This window comes from Moorena sp. SIO3E8, assembly GCF_010692445.1.
GTDB classification, from domain to species: domain Bacteria; phylum Cyanobacteriota; class Cyanobacteriia; order Cyanobacteriales; family Coleofasciculaceae; genus Moorena; species Moorena bouillonii.
Map to the genome: position 1 here is coordinate 188,608 of NZ_JAAHHM010000001.1, position 15,443 is coordinate 204,050.

Here is a 15,443-nt window from a genome sequence, read left to right on the forward strand (position 1 = left end):
TTAATAACCTAAGGTTAAGGCACCAGGTCGGCGAGGATCAGATGCACCTTCAAATGAATTGTTAATGTACATGATACTCTGGGTACTCCCCATAGCATTACTCACCGAAATCTTATATCCTTTATACTTTAATAATTGGGTTGTATCACCATTCAAACCCTGTTCTATAAAAAGTTTATCCGGTAACCGTTAAACTAAGCTGGGAGGTCGCCCTCTCCAACTCGTCTTCAAAACCGTACTTGTGACTTTCACCACATACGGCTCCTCGTGTCTGAAGTCCTTTGTCATTAGGTACCTTATATAGGGTTTTCATCGCAGCTCCCCGAGCAAAGCTCCCCAGACGCAGCGCCATGCACTACGATACACACTCGCCGCTTTTGACGACACCCGACACCCGACTCCCGACTCCCGACCCCCGACTCCCGACTCCCGACGCCCGACTCCCGACTCCCGACTCCCGACTCCCGACTCCCGACTCCCGACTCCCGACTCCCGACTCCCGACTCCCGACGATTCAAACTAAAATCTTAAACCAAATCCACCTTGAACAGAAGCAGCGACGCCGCCACCCTCCCGATAGGCATCAAAAGCAATAATCGCATTACCAAACAAAACCGTTTGGCTATTAGGGATCATAAAATCAATACCAGGTTGTATAGCAAAACTCGTTTTATCTCCTACTGGTGAGGGAGAGTGACCGCTAGCAAATACAGCCCCTGCTCCCACGTAAGCATCGGTTTGCCAATTAAGGGGGAAATCGTAACTAATTGTTGGCACAATAGCAGTGCCAGCACCAATCAGGGCTTGTGTCCGGAAGGAAATCGGGATTTCTAGGAATTTGTAGCGAAACGCAATTAATCCACCAATTTGCTGACCTTCTCCATCATCATCCTTTGTAATACCAAAGGTAGGACCGATTCCCACATAACTTCCGTAGGCAGCTTGAGCAAATGCTGGTTGCGACTTAATCATTAAACTAGCCAGACTCCCCAGCACCAGCGTTCCTAGTGTGGACAATAAACCAATAGCATTACCCATTTCCTCAACTCCTCAATCCTAATTCTAATGATGGCTGCTTTCTCGCTCATATTAGCTTAATTGCTTTGGTGAAACTAATATAGCAAAGGTAACAGGGAACAGGGAACAGGGAACAGGGAATAGGGAACAGGGAATAGGGAACAGGGAACAGGCAAGAAAGTAAAAATTATTTGATTATAATATAAACCGCTATATACAGGTTGATGTTTTGTTCACTGTTGATAGTTAACTTTAAATCAACGCAATCCATTAAGCAATCTATTCTGGTTAAGGGGGTTTTCAACTCAAGTCAACTCGAATATACTGAATCGACTCAGTAGCTTTTGAATTTGTGCGATAGCTAATTTTTTGACAATAGAAAAAAATCAAGTAGGCTGATTTTTTTCGTGGTCAATTTATATGATTAAAACTTTATAGCGTTTCTCATAGTTATCAGGTAAACATGATTTTATTCCTACTCCCTACTCCCTACTCCCTACTCCCTGTTCCCTATTCCCTATTCCCGATTCCCTATTCCCTACTCCCTACTCCCTACTCCCTACTCCCTATTCCCTACTCCCTACTCTAAAATAGTGTCACAAACATCGAGGATGAAGTCCACCATAGGTACAAATATATCGAAGTTGCTGCTCATCTAAATTTTTAACATTGGTAAAATTCACACCCTTAATCCGGGCTAAATTCGATTTAGGTGGTGGCAAGGTAATAAATTGATTAGCCTTGTTCTGTTTAGCCATAGCAAAGGTAACTCCCAGAAAATCTGCTCCAGCTAAATTAGCCCCTCGCAAATCCGCAGCACTTAGATTAGCGTGACGTAGCTTAGCATTGTACAGCTGGGCATTGCGTAAATTAGCCCCTACCAATTGGGTTGAATTAAAATCAACATTTTTGAGATTAGCATTACTCAAATTTGCCCTAGAAAGATTCGCTCCTTGCCAGCTTGATTGACTTAAATCAGCATAAGAGAAATCACTCCCCACAGCACTAACTTTGCCCAAACGAGCACCATGAAGACTAGAGAGACTGAATTTTGCTTCCCCCAAATTAGCTCCTGTGAGGCTAGCATTTTCTAAGATAGCTCTACGGAAATCAGCATTAATCAGCTGGGCACTGCTGAGATTAGCACCGATCAGGCTACCGTTATAAAACCTTGCTCGGTTCAGGGTTGCCCCGATTAAATTGGTGCGATTCATCAAGACATTGTCGAGAATAGCACCAGTTAGGTTAACTTCTCTGAGATCAGCTCCGCTGAAGTCACTGACCCAATCATCAAAAGTGCCAAAATGTTCATCCTCACCAGGGCCATAGAAGCGACTACCCTGCAAATTAGCACCGGACAAATTAGCGTAGCGGAAATTAATGCCCGACAAATTCAGATTGTTCAGAATTGGATTAAAATAGCCATAACCCTGATTAACCTTACTGAGGTTAATATAGCTCAGGTTAGCATTATGCACTTGACCGTCGTAGATAGTCAGAATTTTCGAGATAGCTTGCTTAGTTGCTCGGTGCCGCACCGCTAGCACTCCCCCAACCCCTGGTTTACCTTCCCTGGTTAGGGTTTTCTGGTCGTTGGCCAAAGATTGATTCAATATTCGTAGATGGGGAAGGGGTTGAACACCTTTACTGACCAAGGTTTGTTGGAGGGTATCAATCAAGCTAGGGGTATTTTCCTGACCCAGCAAATCCACCAGAAACGGTACAGCACGATGGTCGTCTATCCTACCTAGAGCCAGAATTGATCCCAAACGTTCTTCTTGAGCAGTGCTATCAGTGGAGCTTAATTGTTTCACTAAGGTCAGAAAGACCTGATTTTTCTGCTGATTGAACGCTCGCCAATTGGCCTGACTTTGAATATAGATTTGGGTACCCACAAACGTGCCGAGTACAGAACCCATCCCGCCAAAGGTAACAATTAGCAGAGTAAGACCAGGATTTCGGCGCATCCACAACCAAAGATTGGGGGAGTGCTGTTGAGATTTTGAGTACAGGGTAATGGGATTAACTGTTGCGCTACGGTAACCCCAGGTAGCTTTCTGGTGATTAGACCATTGCCCATCAGTTTCCTCCTCTAGCTCTACCTCTTCATACTCTTGAGACCATTGCCCATCAGTCTCCTCCTCTAGCTCAACCTCTTCATACTCTGGTGAGGGGGAGGATTCAAAACTTGACCAGTACGGCAAGAGCAACCGAGAGGAATCCGACACATAAGTTCCGGCTATGTAGTCGTGGAGGCTGCGATGTTGAGCATTTAATACAGAACTAAAACTCTCTGCCAATAGCATCAATCCTGCCAATCCCAACAAAATTAACAAGTCGGGAAACGCTCCAGTGTAGCGCCAGAGTAAATAAGCACTTCCCAGTGGTAATCCCCAGCGTCCCACTGCCTCACGCCACACCGCACCGATCAAACCAGGCGGTTTTCCCGAAGCGGTAACCACTCGCACTCCAAACCAACCTTTGGGAATAGTTTGACCAGTTTTTCCCAGCAGATAAAGTTGCCATAGGGTTACTCCTACTGGCATCACTAACGAAGCACACCAAAAAAAATTGGTCAGGGGAGTGACTCGCTTGGTTAGTTGTAGGCGCGGGTAAGCTAGAGTTTTTGCGATCGCATTCTGGGTTGCCCCCAACACTGGGTTAAGGGGAACCGGTTCTGCCTTCGAGTATTTTTCTGCATACAAACCAATCCCGTAAGGGAGCAATGCACTAGTAGTTACCAGCGATACTTCCAAAAGCGCTGCCACGCAACGCCTAGTCACCAGTGGCAGAACCAAGTTCAGTCGCAGCGGAAAATACCAGCTACCTTCTCGATGTTGACCTGTTTTTAGAGTGGGGCTAGCCATATTTAATTACCAGGCTGCTTATGGTTGCTTTGTAATGACTTTAAACGCTGATTTCAAGGATCAGTAAGCAAATTCCCCGAGATTATAGCAGATTTTGCTTGATACCATTTTTTTTTGCAAACACCTGATGACTATGTTTAACTATGTCTAGACTTAACCAGTTGAATATCGGCAATAGCACTGAACTGCTATGAAATCAAGCCTCATCATTATATAGCAGTTTTAAATTGGGTGAGGTATCCCGCCCTTGGGGTTAATGGGAGTAGGGAATAGGGAGTGATGTAAGGATTGTAAAGCGAAACAAATTCAAATGGAGATAGTCAAGTAATCTAGAACAAGTGTATTAGTAATAGATCAGAAGACTTTAGGGGATGACAATGACTAAACTATTCCCACACTGGATGATTGTTCCGATCACCATAGCTGTATGCTTAAGTAGCGCTGGTGTCGCCAGCGCCGAAACCATCAACCTTGAGCCTGAATTCCAGCCTGATCCCATCGTAGTTACTGGAAACTCTGGAGGATCAAACAAGAGCCAATGCGGTATGATTAGTAACCAGCCCAATCATGTCATTAATTTGAACCAAGATTTTACCTACTTGCGCTTCAACCTAGAAAGCCAGGGCCAGCCCACTCTATTGATTCAGGAGCCAAATGGTACCTCATGTACACAGGCCGATAATTTATCTGGGGGGAATATTGTGAAAATGGGATATTGGGAGCAAGGCAGCTACTCATTCTACGTCGGCGATCGCAATGGTGAACAGCATCCTTATACCTTATCGATCACTAAAACTCCCTAGTACCAGCGTGCAGAATGAAAAGTTCAACAGTCAATAATTATTGTACGTAAGGCTTTTGGGTGCAAGCCTTTTGCCTGACAACTGCGGCGAAGTCTATGGTTGATTAGTCAATGCTCTAATCTTCAATCTGCTCAACCGATACCTCAACCGCTTCAACATCAATTGTACCTGGAGCTGTTAAGCGCTTAAAACGACCCTGTTCTATCTTCAAAACTTCCCCGCAACTGGGGCACTGACACTGGGTATTATTAAACCCAGTAAACTCATAGGCACAGACTGGACATTGATCTTCCACTAGATTACGTCTGAGCCACCAGCGAACTCCGAACCAGGCAATCACTGGTGAGATGATTAAAAAAGCAATCAAAATCAAAAAACCATTGACTACCCATCCCAAGCCAACTGTGCCTAGCAAGAAACAAGTTAAGAAGAACGCTAGCCAACAGCCCATACCTGACAGGTTGAACTGAAACTGTCTCGGGGTATTTTGATTCACTGTTTTCTTTTAACAATAACAAATATGATCGGGTAGTTATATCCTAGTTCAGATTCGCCTTAACTTGAAGGGCAACTCCCCCTCGCTGCTTATGCTCCACGAGGGGCTTGTGACCCAAAGCTGAAAACCCATAAACCAAGCTTTCCCTATTCCCAGGCTTGATTCTGGCTTTATTACTAAGAAGGATAGGGATGTACGGGAACCAGAACAATGTTTAAGCAAAATCGAGGAACTCTTTTAACCGCTTTGTCAGAGCCTCTTTACTAAATAACCCTAGGGATTGTTCTCGTAACCACTCACCATCACAGCGCTGATCCTCTCCCTTGAGAATTTCAATACAAGCTGCAGCAACTGCATCAGGGTCTCGATAGGGAACTTGCCAACCAAGCTGACCATCTTGCAACGGATCAGCAGAACCATCAGAATCCCCAGAAAGGACAGGTTTACCACAAGCCATGGCCTCTAGGTATACAATCCCAAAGCCTTCTTGAGAGGGCATGACGTAGGCATCAGCCACTCGGTAGTGTTCCACTAATTCTGGTGTAGGGACAAAACCAGCAAAAACCACCCGCTCGGCAACACCCAAATCTTTCGCTAGCTGTGCCAGTCTCGGTTGATCATCACCACGACCAATGACTAGATATTTAACCTCTGGAAAGATTTTTGCGATCGCAGGAAGTGCTTGAATGGTAACATCAACTCCTTTATAAATATCCCCAGACCACAGACGGGCCACAGTCATCAACACCTTAGCACCAGTCAGACCATACTTTTCGATTAAGGCTGGTGATTTCGGACCAGGAGTAAAAGTATTCCCATCAACAGCACAAGGCAACATCTTTACCTTTTCAGGATTTAGCTTATTGGCAGCACAAGCGCGATCGCGACTGTAACGACTGATAGTCCAAATTGCTCCTGCCCGGTCTAGGGCATTACGTTCTTTTAGGGGTAAGGGTTGCCAAACCTCTTTGCCATAGGTCAAAACTGTATAGGGAATCCCCAGACTATTGCACAACAGCTGAGTCAGGGGAGCCAGTTTGATATGACCGCAGAAAACATGCTTGGGACGTTTTTGCCATAAATAAAACCCCAGCGCTATTGTTAAGCGAACACGCCCTAGCACAGGAGGCTTGGTTTTCAGGTAATGGAATCTGAGTGGGTAGACATCAAAGGGATTGTCACAACCTAGACCATCCCGCAGCAAAAATACTTCAGCCCTAGAACTGGTAACAGTCTTAGCAGCAACAGACAAATATGCCTGGAAAATATCTTTGACGTAGGATTGGATGCCCCCTTCACACTCAAAAATCTCTAGGAAAATGAATACGTAGTTAGATGCGGTTTTCTGTGTGTCGCTCAAATTCGTTAGTTTTGAATTCGATTCACCTATCTTACCCTCGAACTATTTCTAAAAGCATTAGGGATATTAGGGAAAAAGAACCAAGAACTTGTAGCCATGGGAGACAGGGTTACAAGTTCTTGGCACTGAGGAAATTCTTTGAAATTCCTATCAAGCAAAAATCCCACGGCTCAAAGTACGTGGGATTTTCAGAAAAGCTTTTTTACAGGACTAATCACGCTACCACTGGAAATCCCACAAACTCTAGATGAAGCTTCCACCACCTGGTTATCACCGTTCGCGTAGCGTGGCGATAGCCAGGTGGTGGTGTCTTATGCTAATCTAGGGCTAGCCGCAGCCCACAAATCACACAAGCAAACCCAGCTTCTAGGTGGTCGTCCAGAACTTTTGCTGGAACGACCCTCACCGTCATTTCTGCGAGTGAGTTTAAACACACCTCTAGCACCGATGTTGTAAGCGCCGTTTAAGTCGGCATTAAACCGCTTACCTGAAGGGAAGGTTGCCAAAGAGTATTTTTGAGAATTTCTCTTAACCGTACCAGAGCCATCAAAAGCAAGTTTAGAGGTATAAGACGCAACGACTTCTATCACTTTTCCACCCAATTCAGCCCATTTCATTTCTGTGAAGTCGCGGATTTTTGCCTTGAGCCATCCGTGGAATCTTTGTTTTAAATTAGACCGCTTTCGTCCACCAATGGGCTTCCACCCTTTAAGATTCTCGAATACAATGGCTTCCGAGTTAAACTTTTCAGCAATCTCAACAATCCGCTTGGAAACAATATGGCCAATTTGGTTATTGATTCTTTGGCATTTTTGATAAGTCAAAGAGCAAAAACCTTTATGTAGTTTTCCTCCTTTTCCCATCGTTTTCGATGCTCTTGCTGATACGGACTTTAGTCGTTTGTCCCTGCGGTCTATGTCTCTTCCAAGATGAATAAAATCACGATGGATTACAGTGCCACTATGGGTTACAACTGCTACGGTAGCGGTAGTATTAATCCCTAAATCTACCGCAGTTATGTTAGCCAATGGCTGGCGTTTTTCGGGTTTGCAAGTAAACGGAACAGACAGATGACAGTACCGTACGTTAAAAATCAACGAAGGGGACATCATCTTGTTTGTAGCTATCTTATGACGCTCTCTTAGACCAGTTATTTGAACTGTAGTCCAAACCCAATCTTTACCATTAAAAGCCTTGATTTCGATTTGGTCAAAACCATGTAGCTTGTAACATTGACCTTTGTACAAAGCTGGATAGCAGCCAGTATCAGCATTTAATCTTGGTGGCTTGCTATCTTTTCTTTTTCGACTACCAGACTGCCATTCACGGTATCGAGTCACATAACTACTAACCTGTCCAGCGGCAAATGCTATCGCAGCTCGACGGTAGTAACTAGGGAACTTGTAAAAAGCCTTGTTGAATTGTGGATATTTGATATTTGGACGCTTGGCTGTTTTATGCATCAACTTTTCGACAGCAGGAGTTAGCTGTACAGCAGTCAAGCCACCAAGCTCAGACCAATGAGTATATATAATACCGACTAAGTACCTACAAGCCTGACGATAAACTTTAACCGTCTCCGAAAACAAGATTTTTTGTCCGGGAGACGGATTAAGCTTCCATTTATCAGTCCTGATGACTTTGGTCGGCGTTTTCACTAGTCTATGATTCTATTGTTAGTTAATATTTTAACCTCTAAAAATGTAGACGACAATAGATTGATTGATGTTTTAGGTTTTTAGCTATTGTTGTTGGCGTGGACTAACCCCCACCTGGACGAGGTGGGGGAATGCGTCTCACGTCTTGTTCAAACTCTAGTTGTAGGATCAGCCTGATGGTTAGGCTTATCTTAAAACAGACCCAAAGTCAAAGACTGATCAATGGGGAAGGTAGCACCAACACCAAGCCAGATGGTGACTAGGGTACCAAATAAAAATACCGTAGTTGCCACTGGACGGCGGAATGGGTTCTGGAATTTGTTAACACCTTCGATGAAGGGAACCAGCATCAGACCCAAGGGAACTGATCCCATAGCAGCAATACCCAAAAGTTTATTAGGGAGAATCCGCAAAATTTGGAAAACAGGATATAGATACCATTCCGGGAGGATTTCTAACGGTGTGGCAAAGGGATCTGCTGGCTCACCAATCATAGCTGGATCGAGCACAGCTAAACCAATGCATAGAGCAATGGAACCCATGATTACCACTGGGAAAACGTAGAGGAGGTCATTAGGCCAAGCTGGCTCGCCATAATAATTATGACCCATCCCCTTGGCTAGTTTGGCACGTAAAATGGGATCGTCTAGATCCGGCTTTTTAAGAACTGACATTGCTTAAATTATTCTCCTTAATAAGTAAAGGTAAGCAGGTGGCAGCAGGAAGGTTTGCATTTAGTTTTAACACTTTCCTGACTTTTAGTCAGTACAGATTTACAACGGACCAGAAATGCCCTGTTTGCGAATCATCAGGAAGTGCAGCAGCATGAAGACAGCGATAAACCAGGGTAGAACAAAGGTATGTAGGCTGTAGTAGCGACTCAGAGTACCCTGACCTACACTAGTACCACCGCGCAGCAGTTCGACGATTAAAGAACCAACTACGGGAATAGCTTCAGGAACGCCAGATACAATCTTGACCGCCCAGTAACCAACTTGGTCCCAAGGCAAGGAGTAGCCAGTCACACCGAAAGAGACTGTAATTACTGCTAAAACTACCCCTGTCACCCAGGTCAGTTCACGGGGCTTTTTGAAACCACCAGTCAGATAGACCCGGAAGACGTGCAGAATCATCATCAGCACCATCATGCTGGCAGACCAGCGGTGAACAGAGCGGATCAGCCAGCCAAAGCTCACTTCAGTCATAATGTACTGTACAGAGCTAAATGCCTCAGCGACCGTCGGCTTGTAGTAGAAGGTCATGGCAAATCCAGTAGCAAACTGGATTATAAAGCAAGTTAGAGTAATTCCACCCAGGCAGTAAAAAATATTAACGTGGGGAGGTACGTACTTTGAAGTGATGTCATCGGAAAGTGCCTGAATTTCCAGACGCTCCTCAAACCAGTCGTATACTTTCGAGTCAGTGATTTGCTTAGAAAACATGAGGCCAGAGTTTCCGAAAGGATTTTGCCGTCAGACGTTGAATGTCGGAGTCTTCAACTCCCTAAGTTACAACGAATACAGCCTATATGTTACATGATGTTAATTTTAACATGACTTGCTTCATTAATTTGCCGTAAACTCTGGCGGTTACAGCCCTAATATTATACCTGATAGCGGTTACAGGTAATATAACTTAACAAGTACTCTAATAATTTTGATCATGCACAAACGATCCTTGTGGGTTGGACTGTTACTAATCTTGCCAATCATGCTATTGTCTGCCTGCTGGACACCAAAAGCGGCTGCCTTCTCTCAGGAGGAAAGGCTTTTCTCCCAAGCATGGCGGATTGTCTCTCAATCCTACGTTGATGATACCTTTAACCATCAAAATTGGTGGTCGTTACGTCAGAAGACCTTGAAAAAGCGGCTGCCTAATCGTGAAGCTACCTATACTGCCATAGAAACAATGTTAGGTAGTCTTGGGGATCCCTTCACACGATTGCTCAGACCTGAACAATATCATAGTTTGCAAATCAGCACCTCTGGTGAACTCTCCGGTGTCGGGCTACAAATTGCCATTGATGTGGAAACTGGTCAGTTAGAAGTAATCACCCCAATTGCTCAATCACCAGCGGATTTAGCCGGTATCCGACCACGGGATCATATCCTAGAAATTGATGGCATGCTGACTAGGGACATGACTCTAGATGAAGCAGCAGCGCGGATGCGTGGACCAATTGGTACAACAGTTACCTTGACAATTCAAGGCCAGAAAGAACAGCCAAAATTGGTGGAAATAGTACGCGATCGCATTTCCCTAAACCCAGTGTATTCTGTCCTCGATACCCAGGACAATAGAGACCCAGTCGGTTATATTCGCCTGTCTCAATTTAGTGCCAACGCCCCAATGGAAGTTGCCCACGCCGTTGCTAAACTCAAGGAGATGGGTGCAGATGGCTATATTCTTGATCTGAGGAATAATCCAGGGGGTCTATTGCAGGCAGGTATTGAAATTGCTCGCCTCTGGTTAGATCAAGGCACTATTGTTTACACCGTTAACCGCCAAGGCACCATTGGTAGCTTTGAAGCGTATGGTGACGCTCTTACGCAAGACCCCTTGGTCGTATTAGTTAATCAAGGCAGCGCCAGTGCTAGTGAGATTCTAGCTGGGGCTTTACAGGACAATGGTAGGGCAAAGCTAGTAGGGGAAAAAACCTTTGGCAAAGGGTTAATTCAGTCGTTATTTGAACTAATCGATGGGTCAGGATTAGCAGTTACTGTTGCCAAGTACGAGACACCAAATCACCGGGATATTAATAAATTAGGGATTGAGCCAGACTTGGAGGTGCCTTTAGAAGCAATTACTATGAGCCAAGTGGGAACAGAAGCAGATAGTCAGTATCAGGAAGCAATCAAGTTGTTAACCTCTGATACTTTTCTTGCTAAGGCAAGTTAGATTATCTGTAGATTAGGGCGTCAGAGCATCAGGGGGTCAGGGCGTCAGATATATAGCTCTTCTGGGTTTTTAAACTTCGCCCAAACTTGCTGATAAACGCTCTGTAGCTTGGTCAATCACCCCTTTGCCTCGCAAAAAACCAGTATTGGCACCAGGACAGATAAATTGAAGAGTCTCTGGGGTAAAACGCTCAAGCAACGATTGCAGACTCCGAATCTGTCTCGGCCAATGAAATGTTTTCGGGGTTCGCAGGGGCAACAGTTCTCCTTGTTTACTAGGAAGCAAATGACGCCCAGAAAATAGCACACCCCCGGCACCAGTGTAGTAAAGACAAGAAGAACCAGGAGAGTGACCAGGAGTCCAAATGACGTAGCAGCAGGGATTTATAGTGAACTTCTGGTGAAATGTAACTACCTCCAATCCCGGCAGTAAGTAAGCCTCTTGTTCTTGAATCAGGACTTGGCACCCCATACTCTCCTGAATTTCCTTTGCTTTACCAATACCACCCCGATGGGTAATAAACAGTAATGAGACTCCCCCTTGCTCACGCAAAAATTGTTGGTTAGTCTCATTCCAGGCAGGACAATCAATCAATAGGTTGAAGGAATTTCCTACAATAATATAAGCCGTACCACCTAACGTATCTCGATTGGGTGGAAAAGCGAAAATGGTATCTAGAACAAGGCGTGGTGGCTTGGATGCAGCAGGTTGCTGATTAGAAGATGCGCTTGGCGTAAGATTAAAATCGCCTTTTGCTGGAGTATCGGGTTGCACAATGCTTGTAGTTTAATTGTAGTTTTTAGTAGACGGTGTGATCTTTCATCATGGAACTCTGGCTACTCCCATTTATTTTACTCGCTGTGATCACTTACTTCGTTATCCAGCGAAGCGTTGCTAGCCTCACTCGGACACCAGTCTGGTTACTGTGGCTGGTAATGATGACTCCACCACTAGTCTGGATTGGTTGGACTCTGTTCAATGGTGAGAACACACCAATACCACCAGCCCTATTGCTCGGTCCATTTGTCATTTGCTTGCCATTGTACTGGCTGCTGATTCAGTGGGGACGCTCAGATCCCAATTCAACAATGACCAAAGAGAATCCTACTAAAACAACTACCTCAGACCCGGTCGCCAAAATTTCATCGGCAACTGAAAAGTCAAGCCTTCGTCCTATAACTAAAGAAGAAGAAAAAGACCTCAGAAATTGTTTTCCCTGGGGAATCTACTATCTCCAGAATATTGAGTACCGACCTCAAGTGGTGTTGTGTCGCGGCAAACTGCGCACTAACCCAGAGCAAGCCTACCGTACCGTGCGGTCAAATATAGAAGCTGAGTTTGGCGATCGCTTCTTCGTAGTCTTTCAAGAAAGCTTTAGCGGCAAACCCTTTTTTGCTCTAGTGCCCAATACCAAAAAATCAACCAAACCTTACAGGGGGTCTGAATCATTAACGCGACCTGGTTTAGCATTGGGGCTGATGGTGATTACCTTGTTTACCACCACCTGGATGGGAACTCAGATCGCTGGGGTGTCGGAAAATCCCCTTACTGACCCAGCGCTTTTACTGCAAGGACTGCCCTATGCCCTGGCCTTAATGGCAATTCTCAGCATTCATGAACTTGGCCATTATTTCGCCGCAATGGTTTACAAGGTGCGTACAACTCTGCCTTACTTTATCCCGATACCCTTTTTATTCTTGGGAACATTGGGAGCATTTATTCATATACGCTCTCCTGTTCCTAACCGTAAAGCCTTATTTGATATAGGCATTGCTGGTCCACTAGTCGGCTTAGTGGTTACCCTACCAATCCTCATGTGGGGATTAGCTCATTCCACTATAGTGCCTTTGTCTGACTCTTCAGGAATCTTGAACCTAGAATCCCTCAATCCCCGATTTTCCTTTTTGCTCACCTTACTAAGTAAATGGGCATTGGGCAGTGAATTTGTCTCCAACACAGCCATTAACCTTCATCCTGTGGCAGTCGCTGGTTATGTCGGTTTAGTTGTTACTGCTTTCAATTTAATGCCAGTGGGGCAACTTGATGGTGGGCATATCGTCCATGCCATGTTGGGTCAAAGAACTGGTATGACCATTGGTCAAATTACCCGGCTGTTAATGATGCTCTTAGTATTGATTCAGCCAGAATTACTCCTGTGGGGAATTATTATTTTATTCATGCCAGTGGCAGATGAACCAGCCCTTAATGATGTTTCAGAACTTGACAACTGGCGAGATTTGTGCGGAATTATAGCCTTGTTGATTTTAGTCAGTATTATTTTGCCAGTACCAGGAACAATCACTAAGTTGTTAAGTATTTAGTCAAAATTTAACATTGAGAAGTGAAAATTGAGACTATAAAATTGTTAATTGTGAATTGTTGGATATTAACAGTTAACAATTAATAATTAACAATTGAATAAAGTGGTTGTCATAGAAATCAGGTACACAGGATTTTTTTCCCTACTCCCTACTCCCTACTCCCTACTCCCTACTCCCTACTCCCTACTCCCTACTCCCTACTCCCTACTCCCTACTCCCTACTCCCTACTCCCTACTCCCTATTCCCTATTCCCTGTTCCCTTTGCTATATAATGACTAATGACAAACAACAAGTAAATGTTATCGGTGGTGGACTAGCGGGTACAGAAGCCGCTTGGCAAATTGCTCAGGCTGGAGTACCAGTGGTGTTGCACGAAATGCGACCAGTGCGACTATCCCCGGCTCATCATACTGCTGAATTGGCAGAACTAGTATGTAGTAATTCCTTTGGTGCTAAGTCAAGCGATCGCGCTGCGGGTTTGTTGCACGAAGAATTGAGACGCCTTGGTTCAATTATTATTGGCAAAGCTGATCAACATGCTGTTCCAGCTGGGGGTGCCTTAGCTGTAGACCGAGCAGTATTTAGTCGGGAATTGACTGAAACCTTAGCTAGTCATCCCCTGATCGAGTTGCAGCGGGAGGAAGTTCCGCAAATTACTACCACAGGGGTGGTAGTACTGACAACCGGTCCGTTGACTAGTCCTGCTTTAGCCCAAGACCTGCAACAGTTCACTGGTTTAGAATACTTTAGTTTTTTTGATGCCGCATCACCGATTATAGTGGGGGAATCCATCAATCGTGATATCGCCTTTATGGCATCCCGGTATGACAAAGGAGAAGCTGCTTATCTTAATTGTCCCATGAATCGGGAGCAATATCGTCACTTCTGGGAAGAACTGTGTGCAGCTCAAAAGGCGGAATTGAAAGACTTTGAGCAAGAAACTGCTAAATTTTTTGAAGGGTGCCTACCGATTGAGGAGATGGCTCGTCGCGGGGAAGATACTATGCGCTATGGTCCTCTGAAGCCAGTGGGACTGTTTGATGCCCGTAAGGGAGACTTCCGCGCTCCAGAAAATCAGCACCAGCGTCCTTATGCTGTGGTACAGCTGCGACAGGAAGATAAAACAGGTCAGCTGTGGAATATGGTCGGATTCCAAACCAATTTGCGCTGGGGTGAGCAGAAACGGGTATTTCGACTGATTCCAGGTTTGGAAGAAGCAGAGTTTGTGCGCATGGGGGTGATGCATCGGAACACGTTTCTGAATGCTCCTGAGTTATTGCAACCAACCCTACAGTTCAAAAAACGGTCTACTTTGTTGGCAGCTGGTCAATTGGTAGGAACAGAAAGTTATACAGCAGCTGCTGCGGGAGGGTGGCTGGCTGGTACCAATGCGGCGCGATTGGTATTAGGATTGGAACTGGTAACGATGCCACCCACTACGATGATGGGAGCGTTGTTTGACTTTATCAGTTCCGCATCACCTAAGCATTTTCAGCCTATGCCACCAAATTTTGGGATTTTGCCCGAATTGCCAGTGCGGATAAAGAATAAGCGAGAACGGTATGGAGCATATCGCGATCGCGCTTTGGCAGATCTTAATGATTGGTTGAGTAGGCTGCGCCTATCTGCAGCTTAAGAACTCTTATAATCCAAAAACAAAACTTTGACTTATTCTGACTCGAAGCTCCTGACTTGATATTCCTAAATTTTAGAGCTTTTAAGTGAAGGTGCAAGATATTAGAATGGGTAATGGCTTGGGAGTAATCCTAGTTACAAATTTACCATTACCCAATTTTTACAATACTGATTTTCCCGGATCTAATACCAAAAATTTAAAGTCCTGACATACATAAAGATTGCCAAATCCAAGACCACCCAGTTAGACTACCTACAATTTCATTAGATAAAGAGTTTAAACTTTTATCTATTTTTGCTCTTAAAGAGTCTAAGGATTCAAACAATTCCCAAGCCAAATCTTGTTTGAGATCTTCCCACAATCTTTCACTAGGATTAACTTCGGGA

The 15,443-nt window shown here is 44.7% G+C and carries 15 protein-coding genes and 1 pseudogene; 7 read left to right on the forward strand and 9 right to left on the reverse strand.

Translation table 11 applies throughout. The features are described 5' to 3' along the window. Window positions 1–350: 350 nt before the first annotated feature. The gene (locus F6K46_RS00620) at window positions 351–596 is read left to right on the forward strand and encodes a hypothetical protein (RefSeq protein WP_293116690.1); all 246 of its coding nucleotides are present in this window, start codon (window positions 351–353) and stop codon (window positions 594–596) included. Here the strand turns inward: F6K46_RS00620 and F6K46_RS00625 are convergent. Beyond that, the gene (locus F6K46_RS00625) at window positions 520–1,038 is read right to left on the reverse strand and encodes a hypothetical protein (protein ID WP_075897241.1); all 519 of its coding nucleotides are present in this window, start codon (window positions 1,036–1,038) and stop codon (window positions 520–522) included. The genes F6K46_RS00620 and F6K46_RS00625 overlap by 77 nt on opposite strands. A gap of 442 nt (window positions 1,039–1,480) precedes the next feature. On the opposite strand from F6K46_RS00625, the gene F6K46_RS00630 reads away from it, so the two are divergent. Continuing rightward, window positions 1,481–1,606, forward strand: a complete 126-nt coding sequence (locus F6K46_RS00630) for a hypothetical protein (RefSeq protein ID WP_293065740.1) — start codon at window positions 1,481–1,483, stop codon at window positions 1,604–1,606. 7 nt (window positions 1,607–1,613) lie between these two features. Here F6K46_RS00630 and F6K46_RS00635 read toward each other — a convergent pair whose 3' ends face one another. Then, window positions 1,614–3,884, reverse strand: a complete 2,271-nt coding sequence (locus F6K46_RS00635; RefSeq protein ID WP_293065742.1) for a pentapeptide repeat-containing protein — start codon at window positions 3,882–3,884, stop codon at window positions 1,614–1,616. A 377-nt stretch (window positions 3,885–4,261) separates the two neighbouring features. Here F6K46_RS00635 and F6K46_RS00640 point away from each other — a divergent pair, with 377 nt between their 5' ends. Then, entirely contained in the window at window positions 4,262–4,687 is a 426-nt protein-coding gene (locus F6K46_RS00640) for a hypothetical protein (RefSeq protein ID WP_293019728.1), read from the forward strand. A 115-nt stretch (window positions 4,688–4,802) separates the two neighbouring features. On the opposite strand, the gene F6K46_RS00645 is transcribed toward F6K46_RS00640, so the two are convergent. The 5 genes from F6K46_RS00645 to petB form a co-directional block, all read right to left on the reverse strand. Next, window positions 4,803–5,183 (reverse strand): hypothetical protein, encoded by a 381-nt coding sequence (locus F6K46_RS00645; RefSeq protein ID WP_293065745.1) that lies wholly within the window; start codon window positions 5,181–5,183, stop codon window positions 4,803–4,805. Between the two features lie 214 nt (window positions 5,184–5,397). Further along, window positions 5,398–6,543: a glycosyltransferase family 4 protein gene (locus tag F6K46_RS00650; protein WP_293065747.1), complete on the reverse strand. Its 1,146-nt coding sequence runs from the start codon at window positions 6,541–6,543 to the stop codon at window positions 5,398–5,400. A gap of 311 nt (window positions 6,544–6,854) precedes the next feature. Further along, window positions 6,855–8,201 carry a transposase gene (locus F6K46_RS00655; RefSeq protein ID WP_293019724.1) on the reverse strand — a complete coding sequence of 449 codons (1,347 nt, stop codon included), beginning with the start codon at window positions 8,199–8,201 and terminating at the stop codon, window positions 6,855–6,857. A gap of 191 nt (window positions 8,202–8,392) precedes the next feature. Further along, window positions 8,393–8,875: a cytochrome b6-f complex subunit IV gene (gene petD / locus F6K46_RS00660; RefSeq protein ID WP_075897229.1), complete on the reverse strand. Its 483-nt coding sequence runs from the start codon at window positions 8,873–8,875 to the stop codon at window positions 8,393–8,395. A gap of 99 nt (window positions 8,876–8,974) precedes the next feature. Then, window positions 8,975–9,643, reverse strand: coding sequence for a cytochrome b6 (gene petB, locus F6K46_RS00665; protein ID WP_070391575.1), 669 nt, complete (start codon window positions 9,641–9,643; stop codon window positions 8,975–8,977). Between the two features lie 220 nt (window positions 9,644–9,863). Between petB and ctpA the strand changes: the two genes are divergently transcribed. Next, the gene (gene ctpA / locus F6K46_RS00670; protein WP_293065750.1) at window positions 9,864–11,099 is read left to right on the forward strand and encodes a carboxyl-terminal processing protease CtpA; all 1,236 of its coding nucleotides are present in this window, start codon (window positions 9,864–9,866) and stop codon (window positions 11,097–11,099) included. Between the two features lie 69 nt (window positions 11,100–11,168). Here the strand turns inward: ctpA and F6K46_RS00675 are convergent, their stop codons facing one another. Next, window positions 11,169–11,873, reverse strand: a complete 705-nt coding sequence (locus F6K46_RS00675; protein WP_293065753.1) for an MBL fold metallo-hydrolase — start codon at window positions 11,871–11,873, stop codon at window positions 11,169–11,171. Window positions 11,874–11,923: 50 nt separating this feature from the next. On the opposite strand from F6K46_RS00675, the gene F6K46_RS00680 reads away from it, so the two are divergent. The 3 genes from F6K46_RS00680 to trmFO all read left to right on the forward strand — a co-directional run bounded on the left by F6K46_RS00680 (window position 11,924) and on the right by trmFO (window position 15,057). Beyond that, window positions 11,924–13,420: a site-2 protease family protein gene (locus F6K46_RS00680; RefSeq protein ID WP_293065756.1), complete on the forward strand. Its 1,497-nt coding sequence runs from the start codon at window positions 11,924–11,926 to the stop codon at window positions 13,418–13,420. Between the two features lie 93 nt (window positions 13,421–13,513). Then, complete coding sequence (locus F6K46_RS00685) at window positions 13,514–13,693, forward strand: hypothetical protein (protein ID WP_293065761.1); 180 nt, start codon at window positions 13,514–13,516, stop codon at window positions 13,691–13,693. Continuing rightward, entirely contained in the window at window positions 13,693–15,057 is a 1,365-nt protein-coding gene (trmFO, locus tag F6K46_RS00690; RefSeq protein ID WP_293065758.1) for an FADH(2)-oxidizing methylenetetrahydrofolate--tRNA-(uracil(54)-C(5))-methyltransferase TrmFO, read from the forward strand. The genes F6K46_RS00685 and trmFO overlap by 1 nt, the downstream gene beginning before the upstream one ends. A 196-nt stretch (window positions 15,058–15,253) precedes the next feature. On the opposite strand, the pseudogene F6K46_RS00695 reads toward trmFO, so the two are convergent. After that, window positions 15,254–15,443: pseudogene (locus F6K46_RS00695) on the reverse strand (IS630 family transposase); the annotation flags it as partial.